Below are 21,576 nucleotides of genomic sequence, written 5' to 3'. Positions count from 1 at the left end.
GCTCGAAAGGAACACCCCATGTCCACCGACGCCCTCCAGTCCCTCTCCCAGTCCATCGCCACCGTCGTCGAGCGCATCGCTCCCTCCCTCGTCCGCGTCGAGGCCCGCCGTCGCCGGGGCGCCAGCGGCATCGTCTGGGACGCCGACGGCCACATCCTCACCACCAGCCACGCCGTCGAACACGAAGGCTCCATCCAGGTGGGCCTCGCGGACGGCCGCTCGGTCTCCGCGGAGCTCGTCGGCCGCGACCCGAGCACCGACCTCGCGCTCCTCAAGGCCGACGCCACCGGCCTCACCCCGCTCGCCCCCACGCCGCTCGATGGCGTGAAGGTGGGCCACGTGGTGCTCGCGCTCGGACGCCCGGGGCGCACCGCGCGGGCGACCCTCGGCATCGTCAGCGCGTTCGGCGGCGACTGGCGCACGCACGCGGGCGGACAGGTGGACCGCTACCTGGAGACGGACGCGGACCTGCCGCCCGGCTTCTCCGGCGGCGCGCTGGTGGACGCGCAGGGGCGCTTCCTCGGCATCCCCACCGCGGCCTTCTCGCGCACCGCCGCGGTCATCATCCCCGGCGACACGCTGACCCGCGTGGCGAACGCGCTGCGCGAGCACGGCGGCATCCGCCGCGGCTACCTGGGCGTGGGCGCCTACCCGGTGCGCCTGCCGCGTGAAATCGACGGCACGAAGGCCGGGCTCATCCTGCTGTCGGTGGATCCGGAAGGGCCCGCGCAGAAGGCCGGGCTGCTCCTGGGCGACGTGCTCGTGAGCCTGGGCGGCCAGTCGCTGCACGGCGTGGAGGACCTGCTGGGCTACCTGGGCGACGAGAAGGTGGGCGCGTCCATCCAGGCGAAGGTGCTGCGCGCGGGCGAGCTGCGCGAGGTGCCCATCACCGTGGGCAAGCGTTCGTGAAAGGAGCCGACCATGAACCTGTTGCAGCAGCTCTCCGATGACCTGGAAGGACTCGTCGCCCGCGCAGCGCCAGCGGTGGTGGGTGTGGAGCACGCGCGCGGCCACGGCACCGGCCTGTTCCTGACGCCGGACGGCTACGTGCTCACCAACCGGCACGTGGTGATGCGCACGCCGAAGCGGCTCACCGTGCAGCTCCACAACGGCGAGGAGCGCCGGGCGACGCTGGTGGGCGGAGATGCCCCCACCGACCTCGCGGTGGTGCGCGCGGAGGGCGATGACTTCCCCACGCTGCCGCTCGCGGATCCGGAGACCGTGAAGGTGGGCCAGCTCGTGATGGCCATTGGCAATCCCTTCCGCCTGGAGCAGTCGGTGTCGCTGGGCGTGGTGAGCGCCATCAACCGCTCCATCACCCTGCCCGACGGCGTCATCCTGGAAGGGATGCTCCAGACGGACGCGGCCATCAACCCGGGCAACTCCGGCGGGCCGCTGCTCGACACGCGCGGGCGCGTGGTGGGGCTCAACACGCTGGTGCTGCCGTTCGCGCAGGGCATCGGCTTCGCGGTGAGCGCCACCACCGCGTCCTGGGTGGCGAGCCTGCTCATCCAGCGCGGCAAGGTGGACCGGAAGTTCCTGGGCATCGCCGCCACGGCGGTGAACCTGGAGCCCGCGCTCGCCCGCGACATGGGCCAGCCCCGCGCCGTGCGCGTGCTGAAGGTGCAGGAGGGCACCCCGGCCGACGACGCCGGCCTCCAGCCCGACGACCTGCTGCTCGGCATCAACAGCCGGCCGGTGAGCAGCGTGGACGACCTGCAGCGGCTGATGGCGCTCGCCACCGACGAAGAGTTCCACCTGGACGTGCTGCGCAAGGGACGCCGCAAGGACGTCTCCGCCCGGGCCCGGAACCGCCGCGAGCCCGTGGCGGCATAGCCAGCCTCCGGGAGCTCACGGCCACGTCAGCATCAACCCGATTCCATTCGGGGCTGGCACGAGCCGCGCCGTGAGCTCCCCGTTCAGTCGCGCGTTGAGGAACGTCAGCACGCCGTCGAACACGAGCAGGAATCCCCCCTGCACGAGCAGGCTCTTGCCCCACCCCCTCAAGCGCACCGAGTCCTTGCGCTGCCCGCGCTCCCACAAGAGGCCGCCGAAGGCGATGTAGCCCACGTCCAGGCCCGCGTTGAGCAGCAGCAGCTTCTCCATGCGCTGCCCCTCGGAGAGGCTGCGCGCCAGGTCCCACGCACCCGGGTCCGCGGTCGCCTGCCCGTGGTACCCGAGCGCCGCGATGGTCAGGTTGACCAGGTTCCAGGCCGCGTTCGCCTGGAAGAAGGCCCGCGTCTCGCCCTCGCTCGCGAAGTGGCCCGCCACGCCCGTGCCGATGTTCAGCACGGCCCAGCCGAACAGGATGCCCATCGCCGCGCGGTTCACCCGCACCGCCTCCGCGTTGTGCTCCGCGAGCCACGCCTTCCCGTCCCCAGGAGGCGCAGCCGCCGAGGCCTCCTGTCCCTGCGCCACCCACGGCATCGCGAGGAACAGCAGCACCAGGACGAAGCAGGAGCGCAGGAGGCGGGCGGAGACCATGAGGGGGCACTCTAGGGAATGGGACCCGGGTACCACCACGCTCGCACGGCCCCGACGCGTGCACCGGCCAACGCTCCCGTGGCCGCTGGCGCGGAACCGGGGTCCTTCCGGCGGCCCCCTGTTCCTGCCCATCATCACAAAGGAGAAACACGGGGTGCCCCTTCCTGGTTGTCACCGGGCACCGCGTGCCACGCTGGAGGGACTGGCCGCCACCCGTACTCCCTCCCGGAGCAAACCCATGAACGACCCGGCATCCCAGGTCAGCCCCCCGATGGACGCCGTTCCCGCGGGCTGCCCCTTCGCGGCCAGGGCCGGCACGTCCCGCGGCGCGCGCCCGGACACGCGCGTCCCCGGCCCCATCTACCGCAAGCCCTTCTGGCGGCCGCGCTCCCCCGAGGTGCGCCGGGAGATCGCCTCCCTGGACGCGCGGCGCGACTGCCAGCGCATCGTGCACCTGCTGACCAACTACGAGTTCCCGTTCGACATGCAGCGGTCGACGGAGGTCGCCCTCTTCCACACCTACGGAAGCCGCTCCGTCTCCCGTCTGCTGGACCGCACCGGCGAGTTCGGCAAGCGCGGCCAGAAGCGCTACGACGACACGCGGCTGCTCATCGCGCAGTTCATGGAGTGCGGCTGGGACGTGGAGGCCGGACGTCGCTCGCTGGAGCAGATGAATCACATCCACTCGTTCTTCCGCATCCCGAACGAGGACTACCTCTTCGTGCTGTGGACCTTCATCGACTTCCCCATCCAGTGGATGGACGACTTCGGCTGGCGCCCCTTCACCGCGCACGAGCGCGAAGCCTGGTTCCATTTCTGGTGTGAGATTGGCCGCCGCATGGGCCTGCGCGACATCCCCGCGGACAAGCCCGCCTTCGACGCCTACGTCCGCGCCTACGAAGCGAAGGAGCTCGTGCCCAGCGAGGCCAGCCACCGCGTCGCCCAGGCCACCATGGACATCCTGGCCGGCTGGCTGCCGCGCCCCCTGCGCGCCCTGGTGCCCCCCATCAGCCTCAGCCTGGTGCCGCCCCGGCTGCTGCCTGCCATCCAATTCGCACCGCCGCCCGCCTGGGTCGGCGGACTGACGCGCGCGGCCCTCAAGCTGCGCAAGCACGTCAAGCGCTACGTCTCGCTGGAGCGCTACCCGTCTCCCATCGAGGGCAGCCTCAACCGCACGTACCCCGGCAATGCCTACCGGATTGAAGGGCTCGGGCCGGAGTTCGCCCACCGGGATGGCGCCTGAGCCGGCGGCCCAGCACGGCCACGTCTACCGGTCGCCGTCGTCGCTGAGCGGAGGCGCTTCGCGCGCCGGCTCCGTGCCCTTCTGGGCGCCGTAGCCGCCAATCCCTTTCTGGAGGATGCGGTCCTCGCCCACGTCCTCGTCCGTCACGTCCCCCCGCTCGGTGCCCGGGCGCTGGTGCCTCGCCTCGCGCTCCAGCGACTCGGCGCTCTGGGTGTCGGTGCGCTCGGTCCCCTTGACGGGTTTGCCCTTGTTGCTGGCCATGGTCGCGTCTCCTGTCTGGAGGAAAAGGTCCGGCGCCTCGTTCCCATCGACAAGACCGCACCCGCGACGCCGCGTCCCAGGCCGGCCGCGAGACACACCGCCCGCCGGGCCGACCTCCGGAAATGAAGGAGGCCCGCGTCCCACCGGGGGACACGGGCCTCACTCACGTCACGCAGAGCGGGACGGCTCAGCTCTTGTTCTTGTACTTCACCGAGCAGCCATACGGCTCGGACGTCGCCGTCGGCACCTGCTGGCCGGCGAGGAGCGCGTCCACCGCGGTCTTCACGTAGTTGGTCTTCACCGTGCCCTTGCCGCGCGGATCATCGTCGATAGCGCCCGCGTAGCGCACCACGCCCTGCCCGTCGATGACGTACATGTGCGGGGTCGTCTTCGCGGCGTAGCTCTTGCCCACCGCGCCGTCCGTGTCGAGCAGCACCGGCTGGCTGAAGCCCTCCTTCTTCTTCCACTCCGCCGCCGTCTTCGCGCTGTGCGACTCGGACGAGTCCACCGTCAGCCACACCACCTTCTTCGCGTCGAAGCCCTTCTGCGTCGTCTGCATCGTCTTGGCCTCGTAGTGCCGCTTCACGAACGGGCACTCCGGGTTCGTCCACTCCAGCACCACGACCTTGCCCTTGTACTCAGAGAGCGAGTGCGCCTTGCCGGCCTCGTCCTTGAGCGTGAACGCCGGAGCGGGCTTGCCCACCTCCGCGGTGTCGGCGGCCAGGACGGGAGTTCCAACGAAAGCCACGGTGAGCGCGAGTGCCTTGAAGACCTGCTTCATGACGGAACCTCCAGAGAGTTGAACGCTGCGCAACAACACCACTGACATCACTTCCCGCCCTGATTCAGGGCCGGGCACACACCACCGAGCCGCCCTTCAGCGGCGACTTGCACTCCGCCGCGCGCTGCACCGCCTGGATGACGCTGTCGGCGGTGAGCAGCTCGTTGAGCACCTCGGGCTTGTCCGGCGCGCCCGGGCTCAGCACCAGGTACATCGGCACGCCCGCGCGACCGTGCTCCGCCAGCTTCGTGGTGATGCGCGCATCCCGGCGCGTCCAGTCCGCCACGAAGAAGGCCACGTTGTGCTTCATGAACGCCTGCCGCACGTCCTCGCGCGACAGCACGGTGCGCTCGTTGAACTTGCACGTCAGGCACCAGTCCGCCGTGAAGTCCACGAACACCGGCTGCCCCGCCGCCAGCGCCGCCGTCACCGCCGCCTCGTCCCACGGCTGCGAACCGCCGTGCGACGACGCCACCGCCCCGCGTGCCTCCAGCGACGCCTGCGCCTCTTCGAAGCGCAGCGCCACCGCGCCCGCGCCCACCAGCGTCAGCACCGCCAGCGCCACCGTCACGCCCCGGCGTCCGCCCTCCAGCCCCTGCGATTGCCCATACAGCCACGTGCCCAGGCCCACCGCGATGAGGAACGCGAGCAGCCGCGCCATCCCATCCACGCCGGCAAGCCCGCCCATCACCCACACCAGCCACACCGTGGTGCCCAGGAGCGCGAAGCCCAGGAACTGCTTGCCGCGCTCCATCCACATGCCCGGCTTCGGCAGCTTCTTCGCGAGCCCCGGCACCAGCACCAGCACGCAGAAGGGCAGCGCCAGGCCCAGGCCCAGCGCCAGGAACACCGCTACCACCGTGGCCGCGCCGGCCGCGAACGCGAAGCCCACCGCCGTGCCCAAGAGCGGCGCCGAGCACGGCGTGGCCAGCACCACCGCCAGCACGCCCTCGCCCGCGCTGCGCATCAGGCCGTGGCTCTGATCCACCTTGCCCGCGAGCGCCGTGCCGTCCGTGCCCAGGTTGTAGACGCCGAAGAGGTTGAGCGCGAACGCCACCAGCACCGCGCTCACGCCGGAGACGAAGAGCGGCTCCTGGAACTGGAAGCCCCAGCCCACGCTGTTGCCGCCCGCGCGCACCACCAGCACCGCGCCCGCCAGCAACATCATCGTCGCCAGGATGCCGCCCGCGTACGCCGCCGCGTGCGGCGCCACCCGGCCCTTCTCCTCCTGCACCATCCGCGTGAAGCCATACGCCTTGAGCGCCAGCACCGGGAACACGCACGGCATCAGGTTGAGCAGCGCGCCGCCCAGGAACGCGAACAGCAGCGCGAGCCCCAACCCCATCGGAGACTCCACCGCGGCAGGCGCGCTCGTCACGGCCGCGGGCTTCACCTTGCCCAGCGCGTCCTTCATCGACGGAACCTTCAGCGGCGCCGCACCCGCTACCGCCCCGCCCGCCGCCACCACCGGCGCGAGCGGCGCGTCCAGGTCCACCGCCGTGAAGCCCGTGGCCGCCGTGCCCAGGCGCAGCGCGCCCGTGAGCCGGGGCTCGCCCTTCGGCACCACCGACGACGCCTGCCCCGTCAGCGCGAAGCGGCCCGAGCCCGTCTGCTTCAGCGCCACGGTGTCCACGCCCGCGATGCGGCCGGGCACGAAGAAGTCACCCTCCACGCTCCCCGCGAACGGCTTGCCGTCCGCCGTCGTCACGGTGAGCGTGCCGGTGAACGGCTTGCCCGCGGTGAGCGTCGCGCCCTCCAGCGCCAGCGCCACGCGCGGCGCACCGTCACTGACCGACGCCAGCGGCACCCGGGCCTGCGCGGCGTCGAACAGCGGCGCGAACTCCGCGTCCGGCACCGTCTCCGGCCCCACCGGCAGCGTGCGCGACAGCACGAGCTGCGCGGGGATGCAGTGCACCTTGCACGCGAGCGCGTCCACCGCCGCCGACACCGTCAGCGTGCCGGTGGCCGACTCGGACACGTGCGCCGGGGCGAACAGCAGCACCTCGTCGTGGTAGCCGTGTGTGGTGATGAAGCCGTCCGGCGTGCGGAACGTCTGCGGGAACGGCCAGCGCAGGTCGCCCACCGTGACGCCCGGCGCGTCCCACGACACCTCCGTCGCCAGCCCCGAGTCCCCGGGGTTCTTCCAGTAGACGTGCCAGTCCGGGTCCAGGCGCAGGCGCACGCCCACGCGGAAGTCGCCGCCCGCCTTCACCTGCGTGGCGTCCAGGAGCAGCGCGCCTTCCAGCCGCGGGTCTCCCTCGTCGGGCGCGGTGCTGCCCACGGCGGTGGCCGGCAGCGCGGCCTGGGCCACCGCCGCCAGCAGCAACATCCCCACCGCGCTCAATCCCGCGAGCCGGCTTCCAGACTTCTTGCGCCACGGATGCGTCATGCGACTCCCGTTAATCCACCTGGGAACGCCGTGCTACCTGGGATGCGTCCCCTGAGGGCCCACTGAACCTTCCAGGCAGCCGGGCATTCCTCACGCCCGTACGCAGGGCGTCAGGGCGCCGAACCCGATGTCGGGTCCCAGCGCACTCACGGACGGCCAGGAGGAGAAGGTGTTACGACTCCTCGCCCGTCTTCCAGGGGAGGATGGCCACTTCGCCCTTGCCCGCGGGCAGCCCGGCCCCGCCATTCGCCCCGGCGGGAAGCGCCAGGGGCACGGCCGGACCGATGCGGCTCATGGTGATGCGGGACACCTCCGACTGGGCCCGGCGCACCCCCAATGCGGACGGTTGCGCGGCCCGCCGCTCCACGGCCCGGCGCAGGTCCGCCAGCCGGTCCACGTGCCGCTGCGCGGGGACCTCCGCCGAACCCAGGCGGGCCAGCTTGTAGAGCCCCTTGTCCGCGCCTTCGAGCGCCCGCTCGGCCGCTTCCTGCTGCCGCTTGGAGAGCGCCTTCCACGCGGCGGCCTCGCACGCCACCAGCTCCAGCTCCGCGGACACCGCGCGCACGAAGCGGCCCTCTTCACTGTCCGGCAGCAGGCGCGTCACCGGGATGGAGATGCGCCGGGTGTCGTTGTTCTCCGTGTACGAGGCGGTCACGGTGAGGTTCCACTCGCCCTTCTCCAGCACCCCCGCGAAGAGGACGCGGCGCGCGAACGCGTGCGACACCGCCCCCAGCGCGGCGCTCATCGCGTCCCCCTCCACGCGCGACGGGTAGCGGTGGCGGCAGCGCAGGTCCGCGAAGCCCGTGGGCAGCACGTACACGCGCGCGTCGGACACCACCTCGCCGAACAGCTCCGCGCCCAGCGCGCCCACCGCCAGCGGCAGGCCTTCCGCGTCGTCCACGTGCGTGAAGCCCGTGCCGGAGGGGCCCGTGAGGGCTTCCAGGATCTCCGGCAGGTAGTGCCGCCCCAGCCCCAGCGCGTGCAGCGCCACGCCGGAGTCCGTCACCCGCGTGCCCAGGACCTTGAACTCGCCCAGCGCGGTGGGGCCCACGGAGGGCTCGCCGTCGGTGAGCATCAGCAACTGCGGCCGGGCGCCCGGCACCAGCACGCGCCGCACGGCCTCCGCGCCACGCTCCACGGCCTCGTGCAGCGCGGTGCCCTCGCCGGACTCCAGGCGCGACAGCGTCTTCAGGAAGGCCGCCTTCGCGCCGGGCTCCATCGCGCGCACGGGCAGCACCTGCTCCGCGTCCGCGTCGAAGGTGAGCAGGCCCACGTAGTCGCGCGGCCCCGCACGCTCCACCAGCGCGCGCGCCGCCTCCACCGCCGCCGCCAGCGGCGCGCCGCGCATGGACGCGCTGCGATCGATGACCAGGTTCACCGCCACCGGCGCCCGAGGCGTCTCCGCTTCGGCCTCCAGCGTCACGAGCAGCAGCACTTCGCGGCCGCTCTCCGCGTCGCGCTCCACTGCCCAGGCCGTCTGCTTCATCCGCACTCCCGCATGGTGGATGGGCCCCATCTTGCCGCGAATCCCTCGCGAAGACTCCCCCTGGCCCCGGGCGCTCCCCATGCCCCCTCAGGACGCCCTGCGTCACCTACACCCACCCGCGTGTCGGCAAGAGGACTCAACACTTTACGGATTTACTTTGGAAGTTCCGGGAGGAAGTCGCCCGCTCCGGACCGCCTTCGACGGGCTCGACCCTTGAAGCGAAGGGGAGCACCGCGTCCAGCGCACTGCATCACCGTCCGGGAGTGAACGCTCCCGTCGACGATGAACGAATGCCCCCGCGCAGTCCAAAGGCCGCGGGGGCCTCGCAGGTCACTCCACCACGCTCCAGCCGCCCCAGGCCTCTTCATCCAGGTGACCCCAACGCAGGCCCTCCTGTGACTCCATGGGGACCAGCGTGCCGCCCTCGGTCTCGCCGCGCGGGTCCAGGTAGTCCCGCCCCTCGTCCAGGTACGTGCTCTCGTCGTGGCTCATGTCCGGCTCCTCGGCGCTCCATTCACGGGGTGTACGGCCTGACAGCTGCTCGCATCCCCTTGGACGCCCTGCGTCGGTCATCCGGGCCGCCCCATGCGGACCCTTTACAAGCGACTCTTGACCGATTTACGAACATTTTGGGAACAGGCTCGGGCTTTGTAAAGCCCTCGGGGCTCCAAAGTGTGTTTCGCGTTCCAACGAACACGTCCGGCCGCCTGCTGACCGACAGGTCAGGCGGGTTCTGGACAAACCTGTAGGACAGTCGGACCGGCTGGCGGACAGGGCCCTCCGCACGATGCTTGATTCGAAAATCACCCCTGTTAGGGTTGACTACATCCCAAGCCTTGCCGCAACGCGGCAACCCGGCGTCTCACGCCGTGCGGCCCCAGAGGTTCCCGAGGTTCCATGAACCCCATCATCACCGGCCTGCTGCTGACAGGCGCCCTTTCCATCTTCGTCATCACGATGTCCGGCCGCGCGGGCGTGCTGCTCGCGATGAAGAAGGAGAACCGGCTGGACCACATCCCCTATCGCGTGGCGCAGCTGGTGCGCTTCGGGCTGGGGCAGAAGCGCATGGTGGATCCGGAGGAGTTCACGCCGGGCCTGTTCCACATCTTCATCTACGCGGCCTTCATGGTGCTGGCGCTGCGCACCGTGATGATGTTCGCGATGGGCTTTTCGTCCACGGCGCTGGAGGTGCTCACCGACCTGAGCCACCCGGCCTGGGACGCCGCGCCGCCGCTGCTCTTCCTCTACCGCGTCTACCTCTTGACCAAGGACCTGGTCGCCGGGCTGGCGCTCTTGGGCGTGGCGTACTTCGTGTGGACGCGCTGGAAGGTGAAGCCGGACCGCATGTCCCAGTCGTGGGAGGCGTACCTCATCCTCGGCTTCATCGCGGGGCTGATGATCACCGAGTTCATGTTCGGCGGCAGCCACATGGTGGCCGCGCACGCCGCCGCCGAGCAGGTGCAGGTGGGCGCGACGCAGGTGCCGTCCACGCCGTCCGCGCTCGTGTGGTGGGAGCCCATCACCAGCGTGGTGGGCCTGGCCATGATGCCCCTGGGCGTCACGGCGTCGCACGTGCTGGGCGTGGCGGGCTTCTTCATCCACCTGGTCATCATCCTGGCGTTCCTGAACTTCCTGCCGCTGGGCAAGCACTTCCACATCATCACGGGCCTGCCCAACGTCTTCTTCCAGCGCACGCACTCCACCGGCAAGCTGCCCACGCCCAACCTGGAGAAGGAGGAGTTCGGCGCCGCCACGGTGAAGGACCTCACCTGGAAGAACGGCCTGGACCTGTACTCCTGTACCGAGTGCGGCCGGTGCCAGACGCACTGTCCCACGTACATCACGGGCAAGCCGCTCACGCACAAGGGCGTCAACCAGGACCTGAAGCACTGGCTCTGGGAGAACGAGAAGTGGGTGGAGGAGGGCTACGGCCCCAGCGGCGTGAAGGAGCCCCTGCCGGAGATCATCGGCAGCGCGCTGAAGGCGGAGACGGTGTGGGCCTGCACGAGCTGCGGCTGGTGCGAGCAGGCGTGCCCGGTGTTCATCGAGAACGTCCCGCGCCTCATCGACATGCGCCGCTACCAGGTGCAGGTGAAGGCGGAGTTCCCGCCCGAAATCCAGCGCGTGTTCGAGGGCATGGAGCGCCAGGGCAACCCCTGGGGCATCGGCCAGGACCAGCGCGACGAGTGGGCCTCCGACCTGGCGCTGCCCACCTGGGGTGATGGCGGCGGCCCGTACGAGTACCTGTTCTTCGTGGGCTGCGCGGGCAGCTACGACGACAAGCAGAAGAAGGTCAGCCGCGCGCTGGTGAAGATTTTGCGCGAAGCGAACGTGTCGTTCGCCACGCTGTCCAAGCAGGAGATGTGCAACGGCGACTCCGCGCGCCGCATGGGCAACGAGTACCTGTACCAGACGCTGGCGAAGACGAACGTCGAGTCCTGGAACGCGATGGGCGTGAAGGCGGTCATCACCCAGTGCCCGCACTGCTTCAACACCATCAAGAACGAGTACCCGGAGTTCGGCGGCGAGTACCGCGTCATCAACCACACGCAGCTCATCAACGAGCTGCTGAAGGAGAAGCGCATCAAGCTCTCCGCGGTGATGAACACCGGCACCAAGCTGACCTACCACGACCCCTGCTACCTGGGCCGGCACAACGGCGTGTACGACGCGCCCCGCGAGGTGCTCAACAGCATCCCGGGCCTGGAAGTGGTGGAGATGCAGCGCAGCAAGCGCGAGGGCTTCTGCTGCGGCGCCGGTGGCGGCCGGATGTGGATGGAAGAGCACATCGGCACGCGCATCAACCACAACCGCATCAACGAGGTGGCCCTCACGCTCAAGCACGCGGAGGACCCGAACACGCCGTTCCCCGACGCCACGGACAAGAAGAAGCCGGGCATGGTGGGCGACTACAAGGAGCAGGGCGGCAAGGGCATCGTCGCGGTGGCCTGCCCGTTCTGCTCCACGATGCTCAACGACGCGAAGAACGACACCGGCCGTGAGCAGATCCAGGTGAAGGACATCACGGAGCTGGTCGCGGACTCGATGGAGACCACCGCCAAGGGCGGCACGGTGTCCCCGAGCCCGGTGGTGAACGCGAAGCCGGAGTAGCCGTTCCGCGCGTCCGGATGTGACAAGGGCCCGGTGGCTCCCCGATGCGGGAGCGGCCGGGCCCTTCGCCTGTCCAGCGGTGCGCGGGTTACTTGCGGCCCTTGTCCGCGCCCTTCTCCGACCGCAGCACGCGCTCCAGGCGCTTGGTGGTGTCACCATCCCCCAGCTTCCCGGCCACGTAGGCGCCCGCGGAGGCGAGCTTGCGGCGGAAGTCGTCCGGGGCGATTTCGGAGGGGCGCGAGGGCAGCTCCGTGAGGCCCTGGTTGGCCAGGAGCGTGCGCGCCAGGTCCTTCTCGTCGTCGGTGGCCTTGGAGGCCAGCAGCGCGCACACCTTCACGTGGCCATACGCGGCGGCGGTGATGAAGGCCGTCTCGCCCAGCTTGTCGGGGAGCGTGGGCTCCGCGCCGGCTTCCAGGAGCAGCCGCACCAGGTCGTCGCGGCCCTCGCGCGCGGCGACCATCAAGGGCGTGCGCCCCTGCGAGTCGAAGGGGTTGGGGTCGGCGCCCGCGTCGAGCTGGGCGGCGAGGGCGGCGCGGTCTCCCGCGGTGACGGCATCGAACAGGGACACGGTGTGCACCTCCAGCAACGGGGGGCAGCATCGCGTTTCGGCGGACGCGATGCCAGGGAGCCCCCTCGCGTCGGGGATTCACCGGGTTGTCATTTTCACCCGCTTCGTTCGACGCTTGGACAGGCAGGCGGGTCCCGAACCGGGGCCGGAGGCCCGGGGACACATGCGCTTCTACAGGTCGCGGTCCATCTTCAGCCTCACGCCCAACGGCAGGCCCCTGACGGGCACGGACGGGGCGCTGTTCGTGCTGATGGGCGTCATCGTCGTCGTGATGGTCTTCGTCATCTTCCACCGGGACCTGCGCGTCCAGACCGAGGGCGTCTGGGCGCAGGGACGGGTGGTGCGCAAGGAGAAGCACGCCCGGAGCCGGACGTCCCGTGGCGTGGACTACGTGCTCCACTACGGCTTCCCGCGAAAGGGCGGCTGGCAGAACGCCCAGCGCAACGTGTCCCGGGAGCTGTGGGAGCGGCTGCGCGCGGGCAGCAGCATCCAGGTGCTCCACGACAGCGAGGACCCCAGCCTCAGCTACCCCGAGGGCGAGGGCGGGATGCCCTTGGAGTTCGCCATGCTGGCCTTCCTCCTGGCCGGAGGGACCATCGTCACGGGCATCGTGCTCCTGCTGCGGTCGGCTGGAGCGCAGGAGGCCTGAGCCCATGGCCCTCCTCGCGGCCCGCCTCCTGGGGGCGACGTTCGTGCTGCTCGGGCTGACGCTGCTGGTGATGACGTGGATGACGTACCGGAGGGACACGCGCATCGTGCGCGAGGGCGCGCACGCGCAAGGCACGGTGCTCCGCAAGGAGTTCATCGCGGCCTCGGACGACAGTGACTACGTTCTGCACTACGCCTTCTCGCTGCCGGATGGCACGCGGCTGAAGCAGCAGCACACCGTCCCCCCGGAGCTGTGGAAGCGCCTGCGCATCGGGGACAGCGTCCAGGTGCTCTACGGCCGGGACGACCCGCGCCGGAGCTACCCGGAGGGCCACGGGGTGATGACCCTGGGGCTCGCCCTCTTCTTCAGCGTCGTGCTCGTGCTGCTCGGCCTCATCGGGCTGGTGGCGCTGCTGGGGAAGGTGGTGCCGGAAGGCGCCTCCGGTTCGCTGGATGCGCCTTCCGATGGAATTGCCTAGATGGGCCCGTAAAAGGGCTCGTTCGCGGCGGGCACCGCGAGGGTGACGGAGCTGGCCGTCGAGGACACCGGGGCGCGGTAGATGCTGGGGTCGCCGCCGGAGTCGTTGAAGAGGAAGCCCAGCGAAGTGGTGCTCGCCCAGCTGGGGAAGCTCTCCTGCACGGTGCTCGCGGTGTAGTCCGTCAGCCGCCGCAGGTTGCCGCTGAGGCCCGTGCCCGACACGTTGCCCACGAAGATGCGCGTGCTGCCCGACGACAGCCGGCCGTCCAGCGCCACCTGCCGCCCATCCGGCGACACCACCGCGCGGTTCGCGATGGCCAGCACCTCGTTGCCCAGCGACACATAGGTGGGGCTGCCACCCGCCGCCGGCACGAAGGCGAGCTGGTTGTACTGGAACGTGTTGTTGCCCGCCGGCGCCAACACGGTGTTCCCGTTGGGGAAGAAGGACGGCGCGCCGTAGGAGATGGTCGTGCCGGGCGTCAGCTCCGTGAAGCCGCTGCCGTTCACGTTGATGCGCGCCAGCGAGCTGTTCGAACCCGCGCCCCGGTCGAACGCGAACACGATGGTGCGCCCGTCCGGGCTGAAGGTCGGTCCGCGGAAGTTGGTGCACGTGCCGCACGCCGCGTCGTTGCTGGAGAGCAGCGTGGCCACCGTGCCGCCCGTGGTGGGCACCGTCTGCAGGGACGTGGTGGTGCCCGCCTTCTGCACGAACACGATGCTGGTGCCGTCGCGCGAGATCGACGGGGTGTACGCGCCTCCCGACGTCGTCAGCCGCTGCGGGCTGTTCGGGTCGCCGTCGTCGTCCACCACGTAGATGTTCCGGTCGCCGCGCACGAAGGCGAAGCCCTTGTCGAAGAGGACGTCGCCCGTGGTGCCACCGCCACCTCCGTCCTCGAAGGGCTCGCACGCACCCAACAAGCCCAACGCCACCACCGCACCGAGCCATCGCCGCATGCTCATCATCAAAGTCTCCCGCTGTGCCGCCGGCCCTGCCGCACGTTCCGCCCGAACACTACAGGGCGCGCGCCCTGGGACGTCAACGCACGCAGCGGCATTCACCGCCCCGGTTCACTGCACCCCACTTCCCGTTCAACCAGAAAATCATGTATTGAATGTTTTTCATGACACCCTTCCGCTCCTGCCTCACGGCTGCCTCGGCCGCCCTGCTCGCCTTCGCCACACCCGCCTGGGGAGGCTCGACGGTCGTGGCCCCTCTGGCCACCTCCGTCGCGGAGATCAACCAGCAGATCGCGGCGGCCGTGCCGGGCGCGGAGATCGTCGTTCGCGACGGGACCTACGACGGCGCGAGCATCAACTTCACCCAGCACGGCACCGCCACCCAGCCCATCACGCTCCGGGCGCAGACGCGCGGGAAGGTCGTCTTCACGGGCGCGTCTTCCCTGAGCATCTCCGGCGAGTGGCTGAACGTGGACGGGTTCGTCTGGAGGGGCGCGCGGAAGCAGAACGTCATCTCGTTCAACCGGGCCAAGGACTGTCAGTTCCGGCACAACGCGCTCATCGACGCGGGCCCGGAGCCCACGGTCGCGGACGGGAGCATCAAGCTGCAGAACTCGAGCGTGCGGAACAGCCTCCTGCGCAACCGCTTCGAGAACCTGCCGGCCCAGGGCATCCGCATCACCTGCAACGCCACCAACTGCGGCAACGTGGACAACCGGATTGCCTACAACCTGTTCTACGGCAAGAAGTCCTCTGGCGGGAGCAACAACGGGGAGTCCATCCAGCTGGGCTCCGGCATCATCGGTGACGTCAAGACCGTGGGCGACCTGTCGACCCTCGTCGAGTCGAACCTGTTCGAGAACATCGAGCCGTCCCAGGAGATGATCTCCAGCAAGACGAACTACAACGTCTTCCGCTTCAACACGTTCCGGAACACGCAGGACCGGCTCGTCCTGCGGATGGGGACCCACGCCCACGTCCACGGCAACTGGTTCATCAACGCGATGGGCGTGCGGATCCACGAATCCTCCCACTTCCTCCATGACAACCACTTCGAGGGAGTCGTGGGGCCGGCGTTCATGCTCCCCAGCGGGAAGCTGGACGCCAGCTGCTACCACTGGCCCGCGGACGCGGTCCGCATCGTCGCGAACACCGTCGTCGGCGCGTCCGACAACGCCATCGAGATTGGCGGGAACAAGATGGAGTCCAACGGCTGCACCTATTCGGAGGTCCCGAAGGACGGCTACTACGAGGAGAACATCCTCGTGAACTTCACCGGGAACGCGTTCTGGCTCTACGCGCCCGCGCCCCAGACGTATGTGGAGAACGTCGCCTGGCCGCAGCAGGGCTCCGCGACGGGAGTGACCTTCGTGGATCCGCTGCTCGTCCGGAACGCGCTGGGCGCCTACGTCTCCAAGCGGTTCCCTGCCCGGGGCGCCGTCATGCAGTGCCGCGCGCTGACGCTGGCCGACGTGGGACCGTCGAGCACCTACGCCTGCCCGTGAGGCCCACCGGCGGCGGGCTGGACCTTCAGCGGTTGAGGCGGTTCAGCTCGTTGCGGCAGACGTTGCAGGGGCCCAGCTGCTTGCGGTCGCAGTCCTGCGGCGTCTGCGGGAAGAACATCACGCAGCGCGGGTCCTCGCAGTAGGACAGGCCGATGAGGTGGCCGGCCTGGTGCACCGCCTCCACCTGCACGCGGCGGCGCAGCGCTTCGCCCTCCGCGCCCTGGCGCAGCCGGAAGAGGCTCATCACCGCGACCTTGGACTCGCGGTCCGCCTCACCGAAGACGAAGGGCGAGTCCGGCACGAAGAGGTCCGCGTCCGTCACGCCCATCACCAGCTGCTGCGGCGCGTCCTCCAGCAGCGTGCCCAGCCGCCGCATGATGGCGTTGCAGTGGTACTGGCTGCGGTCCTTGTTGAAGGCATAGGCAGGGGACGACAGCGCCGTCCGGCTCACGACCGCGCTGACGCCCAGGTGGGTCGTCAGCGGTTCCTGCAAGGAGTTCACGAGCGTGGACGGTGGACTGCCCACGGTGACCAGCAGGAGCGTCTTCTGCGGCATCAGCCCACCGCCTTCTACCTCCGGACGGACGTTGGCCGCGTCCCCCCGGAGCGGAGTGGCTGGGGCGCAAGGATTCGAACCTTGATAATCAGAGTCAAAGTCTGACGTCCTGCCATTAGACGACGCCCCAGCAGGTTCGCACGCGTACTTTCAGGCGGATACTACGGCATCTTCACGGGCGCGGGAACCCACTCTGACGATGGGCCCCCTTCGCCGTGGAGTGCGGGGGGCGATCACCCACCGCGCGACACTCGGGCCCCCGGGATGGCAGGCCGGGCGGACGGGGTGTCGTCCACCCGACAGGCGCTCCCCGGCTCAGCCCTTGAGCACGGCCAGGGGGGTGAGTCGGACGCAGGGCGTCACGAGGTCCGCCTCGTCCTCCAGCACCTCGGAGAGGTCCCGGTAGGCGGCGGGCGCCTCCTCCACCAGGGCCCCGGCGCGGCCCGCGTCGAACACCACGCGGCGCAGGGCATGGACGAGCGCGTCCGGGCGGATGCGGGCCCGGGCCTCCGTGCGGGTGAGCACGCGGCCCGCGCCGTGCGAGCAGGAGCGGAAGGCGCGCGGCTCGCCCCGGCCCTCGACGACGTAGGAGCCCGTGCCCATGGAGCCGGGGATGAGCCCCCGCGCCCCTGTGTCCAGGCCCACCGCGCCCTTGCGGTGCACCTGGAGCGTGCGGCCGAAGTGCGACTCGGCGGCGACGTGGTTGTGGTGCACGTCCACGGTGCTGCCCGGGTCCGGGGCCACGCCCAGCACGTCCGCCATCACGGCGAGCGCCCGGGCGGCGAGCGTGTCCCGGTTGGCGCGGGCGAAGCGACACGCCAGGGCCAGGTCGTGGAGGCACGCCACGCCCGCGTCGGTGTCGGTGCGGAGGGCGGGCGGCGTGCCCTCCCCCAGCGCCTTCGCCACGCGCTGGTGGTGCTCGCCCACCGCGGCCCCCACGCCCCGCGACCCGGAGTGGATGAGCAGCCAGAGGTCCCCGGCCCCGTCGCGGTCCAGCTCCAGGAAGTGGTTGCCGCCCCCGAGCGTGCCCAGGTGGCGCGGCGCCAGTCGCGCCCAGGCCTGGGTGAGCCGGTGGGTGGACAGCGTCGGGGACTCCAGCCCGGGAGGCAGCGCGAGCCCCCGCCCCCGGTGCACCGCGTCCCCCACGGGCACGACCCGGGCGAGCTGGGACAGCAGCCCCTCCAGGTCGGCGCGCGACAGCGACGCGGCGGGGAAGGCGAAGCGGTGCGCGCTCACGCCGCAGCCCAGGTCGTTGCCCAGCGCGCCGGGGACGACGTGGTGTTCGGTGGCGAAGACGGTGCCCACCGACACGCCGGACGCGAGGTGCACGTCCGGCATCACCGCCACGTGTTCGACGACATAGGGCTGCGCGGTGAGCTGCTGGAGCTGCTTGAGCGCGGCGCCGGGCACCGCGCGGGCCCAGGCGAGCAGGGGCACCGCGCCCGGTGGGACTTCGAGGAGGCGGGGCATCATGCGTCACCCCCTTCCCCTTCGTCCCAGTCGCTGTCGTCGGGCTCCGTGCAGGGGGCGGTGCCCACGTGGACGAAGCGCAGGTGCGGGGTGCGCTTGAGGTTCAGGTGCTGCGCGAGCTGCGAGCGCACGTAGCCCTCCGCGCGGGCGAGGGCCTCCTTCACGGCGTTCAGGTCGGTGGCGTCGGGCGGCAGCGTGTAGCCGATGCGCGCGGTGCGCCCTTCAGGGGACAGCTCGAAGGACGTCAGCGCGAGGCCATCGAGCACGGGGTCGGACAGCTCGCCACGGAAGAGCAGGGAGATCTCCTCGGAGAGGGTGGATTGGACGCGCAGGTGACGCGCGGACGGAGCCTGGGACTGGAACAGCGAGGAACCCGAACGCCGGGACGACGCGCGGGGACGGCGAGACCTGGATGAGGACATGAACGAAAACGGTTTCCTGTCGGCCGCGTCCGGATCACGAGGACCCAGGGACACGACCGGAGTGGGCACGCAGGGGCCACCACGCGGACACCGTCTGGAGCGAACGGCGAAACGACGCCGGTACCGCTAGACCCGCGACCGCGTGGAGCGAACCAGGACCACCTTGGCGACACGTCCCATGGCACACCTCCCGCCGCGCTCTCGCCGCGCGGACCGTGCGGGCCCGACGCGCCGGGCCCGCGGGTCCTGACACCAGCGGACAGGAAGAGCGGAGGCTGTCCGGTGGTGACCAGCCACTCTTTCCACCATCCGACTCGGGCGGCCGGTCTGATTGGCGCGGCCCCGCCGCCCGTGCAAGCAGGACGTGGGAGGCTTCATGGCCGAGACTTTCGACGTGGTGGTGATTGGGGCGGGGCCCACGGGGGAGAACGCGGGGGCGCGTGCCGCGGCGGGTGGATTGAAGGTGGCGCTGGTGGAGCACGAGCTCCTGGGCGGTGAGTGTTCGTACTGGGCCTGCATGCCCAGCAAGGCCCTGCTCCACCCCGGCGAGACGCTGTGGATGGCGCAGCACACGCCCGGCGTGCGCGAGCTGCTCCAGGGTCCGCTCAAGGTGGAAGCCGTGCTCAAGCACCGCGACAAGATGGTGTCCGGCTACGACGACAAGTCCCAGGTGAAGTGGGCGGAGGGCGCGAAGCTCACCGTGGTGCGAGGCCGCGGCAAGCTCACCGGCCCGCGCAGGGTGAGCGTGGCGGGCAAGGACGGGAAGGAGCGCGAGCTGGAGGCGCGCCGGGCCGTGGTCATCGCCACCGGCAGCAAGCCTCGCATGCCGGAGATCGCGGGCCTCAAGGACTCGCGGCCGTGGGACAACCGCGAGGGCACGGGCTCCAAGGCGGTGCCGGGCCGGCTGGTGGTGCTGGGCGGCGGCGTGGAGTCCGTGGAGCTGGCGCAGGCGTGGCGCGAGCTGGGCTCCGAGGTGACGCTGGTGCAGCGCGGTCCCCGCCTGCTCACGCGCTTCGAGCCCTTCGTGGGCGAGCAGGTGGCCCAGGCGCTGCGCGACACCGGCGTGCGCGTGTTCCTGGAGACGCAGGCGACGAAGGTGCAGCGCTCGGGCGAGGGCAAGGGCGAGTACACCGTGACGCTGTCCAACCGGGACACGCTGCGCGCGGACGCGTTGCTCGTGGCCATGGGACGCACGGCGCGCACGGATGACCTGGGCCTGGACACGGTGGGCCTCAAGCCCGGCGCCTCCATCGAGGTGGATGATCAGCTCCGCGCGAAGGGCGTGGACGGAGGCTGGCTCTATGCGTGCGGCGACGTGAACGGCCGCAACCTGCTCACGCACATGGGCAAGTACCAGGGACGGCTGGTGGGCGACATCCTGCTGGGCAAGCCCGCGAAGGCGTGGGCGGACACGAAGGCCACGCCGCAGGTCGTCTTCACGCACCCGCAGGTGGCCAGCGTGGGCCACACCGAGGCGCAGGCGCGCAAGATGGGCGTGCCGGTGAAGACGGTGCAGTACGAGCTGGGGGACGTGGCCGGCACCTCGCTGATGGGCGAGGGCTTCAAGGGCACCGCCAAGCTGGTGGTGGACGAGCAGCGCCGCATCATCGTGGGCGCCACGTTCACCGGCCCCGGCGTGGGGGAGATGCTCCACGCGGCCACCATCGCCGTCGCGGGCGAGGTGACGCTGGACACGCTGTGGCACGCGGTGCCGTCGTACCCGACGATGAGCGAGGTGTGGCTGCGGCTCTTGGAAGCCTACGGCCTGTAATTGCGGTGGGGCGCCTCCGCGTGGAATGGTGCGCGCCCCACCCTCCGCCTCCTTTTGTGAATGAGCACCGCTGACCTGCCGCTCCCCCGTGCGTCCCTGCGCGCGTCCCTGAAGGTGGAGTGGGCCTTGTTGCTGGTACTCGCCGTGGCCGCCGTCGCCGTGGGCCAGCACCCGAGGCGCGGCGTGGACTTCCGCGTCTACCTCACCGCCGCCGAGCGCTTCCGCGAGGGCACGGACCTGTACCGCGCGGAGGACGGCACCATGCCGTTCAAGTACGCGCCCGTCACCGCGCCCCTCTTCCTGCCCTTCACCGTCGTGCCCCCACGCGCCGCCGTGGCGCTGTGGAACCTGGGCTCCGTGCTCGCCCTGGCCGCCGTGTCCGTCCTCACACGCCGCGCCGCGCCCGCGTCCGGTTCTGGCGAAGCGCCGTCGTGGTCGTGGGCTCCGGTGCTCGCCACCTTCGCGCTGCTGCCCGCGTTCTCCTTCGAGATCTTCTACGGTCAGGTGGACGCGGTGCTGCTGTGGCTGCTGGTGCTCGCGGCCGTGGGCGCCGAGCGCGGCCGTGCCTGGGGCCCCGGCGCCGCCTTCGCCGTCGCGTGTCTGCTCAAGCCCCCCGCCGCGCTGCTGGGCCTGTTCTTCCTCTGGCGCCGACACTGGCGCGTGGTGGGCACCACGGCCCTCTTCGGCGTCGTGCTGGTGCTGCCCACGCTGGGCCGCTACGGGTGGGCCGGGACGCTCTCGCAGCTGCGTGACTGGACGGAGACGCTCGCGCGCACCACGCCGCCGTGGGCGCTGGGCCACAACCCGCAGGGCCTGCCCACGCTCCTGATGTCGCTGGTGCTGCCCCCGGAGTCGCTGCCGCCCGCGGGCGCGATGCCGCTGGCGCAGGCCGTGGCGATGGGGCTGTTCGTCGTCGCGTTGCTGTGGGCGCGGCCCGGCCCCGTGGACCTGCTCGCGTTCGGCTGCCTGGGCGTGACGCTGCTGTCACCGTTGGCGTGGCGCGCGAACTACCTGCTCGCGTGGCCGCTGATCCGCGCGGCGCTGGAAGGACGTTCGCGGATCAACGGGGCGCTGGTGGCGGTGGTGGCGCTCACGGGCATGCTCGTGTCGGACACGGTGCTGGGCCCGGAGCTCGCGCGCCAGGTGCTGCTCACGCGGCCGTTCGCGTGGGTCTACACCGCGCTGCTGGTGGCCCTTCTGTGGCAGACGCGGCGCCGGGGCGCGCCCACCGCCGTTCTCTCCGACAAAGCCGTGACGCACCTGCCGCGTGGATTTCTGAACGCCCGCGGTTCGTGACCCAATCGAGACACGGCCGGGGTCAAAGTGTCACGGGCCCTGAACCTTCGTGACACACGGCGTCGCTATATGCGTCACCGTCATGTTCGAAACGTTCGACAGCGCCTCCAGCGCCCCCGCCGCCGCCCGGCGGTTCGCGCTCTCCACCAC

Annotated in this window: 20 protein-coding genes and 1 tRNA gene; 9 read left to right on the top strand and 12 right to left on the bottom strand. The window is 70.8% G+C overall.

The annotated features are described in order from the left end of the window. Positions 1-18: 18 nt before the first annotated feature. Entirely contained in the window at positions 19-909 is an 891-nt protein-coding gene (locus D7V93_RS06715; protein ID WP_120642579.1) for a S1C family serine protease, read from the top strand. 12 nt (positions 910-921) lie between these two features. Beyond that, positions 922-1,836, top strand: a complete 915-nt coding sequence (locus tag D7V93_RS06710) for a S1C family serine protease (protein ID WP_120642578.1) — start codon at positions 922-924, stop codon at positions 1,834-1,836. Positions 1,837-1,851: 15 nt separating this feature from the next. On the opposite strand, the gene D7V93_RS06705 is transcribed toward D7V93_RS06710, so the two are convergent. Further along, positions 1,852-2,484, bottom strand: a complete 633-nt coding sequence (locus D7V93_RS06705; RefSeq protein WP_120642577.1) for a DUF6992 family protein — start codon at positions 2,482-2,484, stop codon at positions 1,852-1,854. A 238-nt stretch (positions 2,485-2,722) separates the two neighbouring features. Here D7V93_RS06705 and D7V93_RS06700 point away from each other — a divergent pair, with 238 nt between their 5' ends. Further along, entirely contained in the window at positions 2,723-3,727 is a 1,005-nt protein-coding gene (locus D7V93_RS06700; protein WP_208722934.1) for an oxygenase MpaB family protein, read from the top strand. Between the two features lie 24 nt (positions 3,728-3,751). Here the strand turns inward: D7V93_RS06700 and D7V93_RS06695 are convergent, their stop codons facing one another. The 5 genes from D7V93_RS06695 to D7V93_RS44790 form a co-directional block, all read right to left on the bottom strand. After that, positions 3,752-3,988: a hypothetical protein gene (locus tag D7V93_RS06695; protein ID WP_120642575.1), complete on the bottom strand. Its 237-nt coding sequence runs from the start codon at positions 3,986-3,988 to the stop codon at positions 3,752-3,754. 187 nt (positions 3,989-4,175) lie between these two features. Further along, on the bottom strand, positions 4,176-4,769 hold the full coding sequence (locus tag D7V93_RS06690; protein WP_120642574.1) for a thioredoxin family protein: 594 nt from the start codon (positions 4,767-4,769) through the stop codon (positions 4,176-4,178). 64 nt (positions 4,770-4,833) lie between these two features. Next, positions 4,834-7,158 carry a protein-disulfide reductase DsbD family protein gene (locus D7V93_RS06685; protein ID WP_120642573.1) on the bottom strand — a complete coding sequence of 775 codons (2,325 nt, stop codon included), beginning with the start codon at positions 7,156-7,158 and terminating at the stop codon, positions 4,834-4,836. Positions 7,159-7,330: 172 nt separating this feature from the next. Further along, entirely contained in the window at positions 7,331-8,644 is a 1,314-nt protein-coding gene (locus D7V93_RS06680; RefSeq protein WP_120642572.1) for a vWA domain-containing protein, read from the bottom strand. Positions 8,645-8,974: 330 nt separating this feature from the next. Beyond that, the gene (locus tag D7V93_RS44790) at positions 8,975-9,136 is read right to left on the bottom strand and encodes a hypothetical protein (RefSeq protein ID WP_158623663.1); all 162 of its coding nucleotides are present in this window, start codon (positions 9,134-9,136) and stop codon (positions 8,975-8,977) included. A 405-nt stretch (positions 9,137-9,541) separates the two neighbouring features. On the opposite strand from D7V93_RS44790, the gene D7V93_RS06675 reads away from it, so the two are divergent. Further along, positions 9,542-11,755: a heterodisulfide reductase-related iron-sulfur binding cluster gene (locus D7V93_RS06675; RefSeq protein ID WP_120642571.1), complete on the top strand. Its 2,214-nt coding sequence runs from the start codon at positions 9,542-9,544 to the stop codon at positions 11,753-11,755. Positions 11,756-11,843: 88 nt separating this feature from the next. On the opposite strand, the gene D7V93_RS06670 is transcribed toward D7V93_RS06675, so the two are convergent. Next, positions 11,844-12,323 carry an ankyrin repeat domain-containing protein gene (locus tag D7V93_RS06670; protein ID WP_120642584.1) on the bottom strand — a complete coding sequence of 160 codons (480 nt, stop codon included), beginning with the start codon at positions 12,321-12,323 and terminating at the stop codon, positions 11,844-11,846. A gap of 163 nt (positions 12,324-12,486) precedes the next feature. Here D7V93_RS06670 and D7V93_RS06665 point away from each other — a divergent pair, with 163 nt between their 5' ends. Continuing rightward, positions 12,487-12,972: a DUF3592 domain-containing protein gene (locus tag D7V93_RS06665; protein ID WP_158623662.1), complete on the top strand. Its 486-nt coding sequence runs from the start codon at positions 12,487-12,489 to the stop codon at positions 12,970-12,972. 4 nt (positions 12,973-12,976) lie between these two features. Beyond that, a complete protein-coding gene (locus D7V93_RS06660) occupies positions 12,977-13,450 on the top strand; it encodes a DUF3592 domain-containing protein (RefSeq protein ID WP_120642569.1) in 474 nt (157 codons plus the stop codon). Here the strand turns inward: D7V93_RS06660 and D7V93_RS06655 are convergent. After that, a complete protein-coding gene (locus D7V93_RS06655) occupies positions 13,447-14,403 on the bottom strand; it encodes a TolB family protein (protein ID WP_341870913.1) in 957 nt (318 codons plus the stop codon). The two genes, D7V93_RS06660 and D7V93_RS06655, sit on opposite strands and share 4 nt — an antisense overlap. A gap of 167 nt (positions 14,404-14,570) precedes the next feature. Between D7V93_RS06655 and D7V93_RS06650 the strand changes: the two genes are divergently transcribed. Then, positions 14,571-15,911 carry a chondroitinase-B domain-containing protein gene (locus D7V93_RS06650; RefSeq protein ID WP_158623661.1) on the top strand — a complete coding sequence of 447 codons (1,341 nt, stop codon included), beginning with the start codon at positions 14,571-14,573 and terminating at the stop codon, positions 15,909-15,911. A gap of 25 nt (positions 15,912-15,936) precedes the next feature. Here D7V93_RS06650 and D7V93_RS06645 read toward each other — a convergent pair whose 3' ends face one another. The 4 genes from D7V93_RS06645 to D7V93_RS06630 form a co-directional block, all read right to left on the bottom strand. Next, positions 15,937-16,467 (bottom strand): non-proteolytic archaemetzincin-like protein, encoded by a 531-nt coding sequence (locus D7V93_RS06645; protein WP_120642566.1) that lies wholly within the window; start codon positions 16,465-16,467, stop codon positions 15,937-15,939. A gap of 56 nt (positions 16,468-16,523) precedes the next feature. Further along, positions 16,524-16,597: transfer RNA gene (locus tag D7V93_RS06640), tRNA-Gln, on the bottom strand. A 185-nt stretch (positions 16,598-16,782) separates the two neighbouring features. Beyond that, complete coding sequence (locus tag D7V93_RS06635; RefSeq protein ID WP_120642565.1) at positions 16,783-17,940, bottom strand: RtcB family protein; 1,158 nt, start codon at positions 17,938-17,940, stop codon at positions 16,783-16,785. Then, positions 17,937-18,359: a ribosome-binding factor A gene (locus D7V93_RS06630; RefSeq protein ID WP_120642564.1), complete on the bottom strand. Its 423-nt coding sequence runs from the start codon at positions 18,357-18,359 to the stop codon at positions 17,937-17,939. Before D7V93_RS06630 ends, D7V93_RS06635 begins: the two co-directional genes overlap by 4 nt. Before the next feature lie 376 nt (positions 18,360-18,735). On the opposite strand from D7V93_RS06630, the gene D7V93_RS06625 reads away from it, so the two are divergent. Continuing rightward, positions 18,736-20,130, top strand: coding sequence for a dihydrolipoyl dehydrogenase family protein (locus D7V93_RS06625; RefSeq protein WP_120642563.1), 1,395 nt, complete (start codon positions 18,736-18,738; stop codon positions 20,128-20,130). 60 nt (positions 20,131-20,190) lie between these two features. Beyond that, complete coding sequence (locus D7V93_RS06620) at positions 20,191-21,426, top strand: glycosyltransferase family 87 protein (RefSeq protein ID WP_120642562.1); 1,236 nt, start codon at positions 20,191-20,193, stop codon at positions 21,424-21,426. Positions 21,427-21,576: the final 150 nt, after the last annotated feature.

The organism is Corallococcus llansteffanensis, from assembly GCF_003612055.1.
In the GTDB taxonomy this organism is placed as follows: Bacteria; Myxococcota; Myxococcia; order Myxococcales; family Myxococcaceae; genus Corallococcus; species Corallococcus llansteffanensis.
This window is presented reverse-complemented; position numbering and strand designations above follow the sequence as displayed.

What these genes read in the sequence shown, in the direction of transcription:
- D7V93_RS06715 (WP_120642579.1), top strand. Translation starts at nt 19, where the DNA reads ATGTCCACCGACGCCCTCCAGTCCCTCTCCCAGTCCATCGCCACCGTC.
- D7V93_RS06710 (WP_120642578.1), top strand. Translation starts at nt 922, where the DNA reads ATGAACCTGTTGCAGCAGCTCTCCGATGACCTGGAAGGACTCGTCGCC.
- D7V93_RS06705 (WP_120642577.1), bottom strand. Translation starts at nt 2,484, where the DNA reads ATGGTCTCCGCCCGCCTCCTGCGCTCCTGCTTCGTCCTGGTGCTGCTG.
- D7V93_RS06700 (WP_208722934.1), top strand. Translation starts at nt 2,723, where the DNA reads ATGAACGACCCGGCATCCCAGGTCAGCCCCCCGATGGACGCCGTTCCC.
- D7V93_RS06695 (WP_120642575.1), bottom strand. Translation starts at nt 3,988, where the DNA reads ATGGCCAGCAACAAGGGCAAACCCGTCAAGGGGACCGAGCGCACCGAC.
- D7V93_RS06690 (WP_120642574.1), bottom strand. Translation starts at nt 4,769, where the DNA reads ATGAAGCAGGTCTTCAAGGCACTCGCGCTCACCGTGGCTTTCGTTGGA.
- D7V93_RS06685 (WP_120642573.1), bottom strand. Translation starts at nt 7,158, where the DNA reads ATGACGCATCCGTGGCGCAAGAAGTCTGGAAGCCGGCTCGCGGGATTG.
- D7V93_RS06680 (WP_120642572.1), bottom strand. Translation starts at nt 8,644, where the DNA reads ATGAAGCAGACGGCCTGGGCAGTGGAGCGCGACGCGGAGAGCGGCCGC.
- D7V93_RS44790 (WP_158623663.1), bottom strand. Translation starts at nt 9,136, where the DNA reads ATGAGCCACGACGAGAGCACGTACCTGGACGAGGGGCGGGACTACCTG.
- D7V93_RS06675 (WP_120642571.1), top strand. Translation starts at nt 9,542, where the DNA reads ATGAACCCCATCATCACCGGCCTGCTGCTGACAGGCGCCCTTTCCATC.
- D7V93_RS06665 (WP_158623662.1), top strand. Translation starts at nt 12,487, where the DNA reads ATGCGCTTCTACAGGTCGCGGTCCATCTTCAGCCTCACGCCCAACGGC.
- D7V93_RS06660 (WP_120642569.1), top strand. Translation starts at nt 12,977, where the DNA reads ATGGCCCTCCTCGCGGCCCGCCTCCTGGGGGCGACGTTCGTGCTGCTC.
- D7V93_RS06655 (WP_341870913.1), bottom strand. Translation starts at nt 14,403, where the DNA reads ATGCGGCGATGGCTCGGTGCGGTGGTGGCGTTGGGCTTGTTGGGTGCG.
- D7V93_RS06650 (WP_158623661.1), top strand. Translation starts at nt 14,571, where the DNA reads ATGACACCCTTCCGCTCCTGCCTCACGGCTGCCTCGGCCGCCCTGCTC.
- D7V93_RS06645 (WP_120642566.1), bottom strand. Translation starts at nt 16,467, where the DNA reads ATGCCGCAGAAGACGCTCCTGCTGGTCACCGTGGGCAGTCCACCGTCC.
- D7V93_RS06635 (WP_120642565.1), bottom strand. Translation starts at nt 17,940, where the DNA reads ATGATGCCCCGCCTCCTCGAAGTCCCACCGGGCGCGGTGCCCCTGCTC.
- D7V93_RS06630 (WP_120642564.1), bottom strand. Translation starts at nt 18,359, where the DNA reads ATGTCCTCATCCAGGTCTCGCCGTCCCCGCGCGTCGTCCCGGCGTTCG.
- D7V93_RS06625 (WP_120642563.1), top strand. Translation starts at nt 18,736, where the DNA reads ATGGCCGAGACTTTCGACGTGGTGGTGATTGGGGCGGGGCCCACGGGG.
- D7V93_RS06620 (WP_120642562.1), top strand. Translation starts at nt 20,191, where the DNA reads ATGAGCACCGCTGACCTGCCGCTCCCCCGTGCGTCCCTGCGCGCGTCC.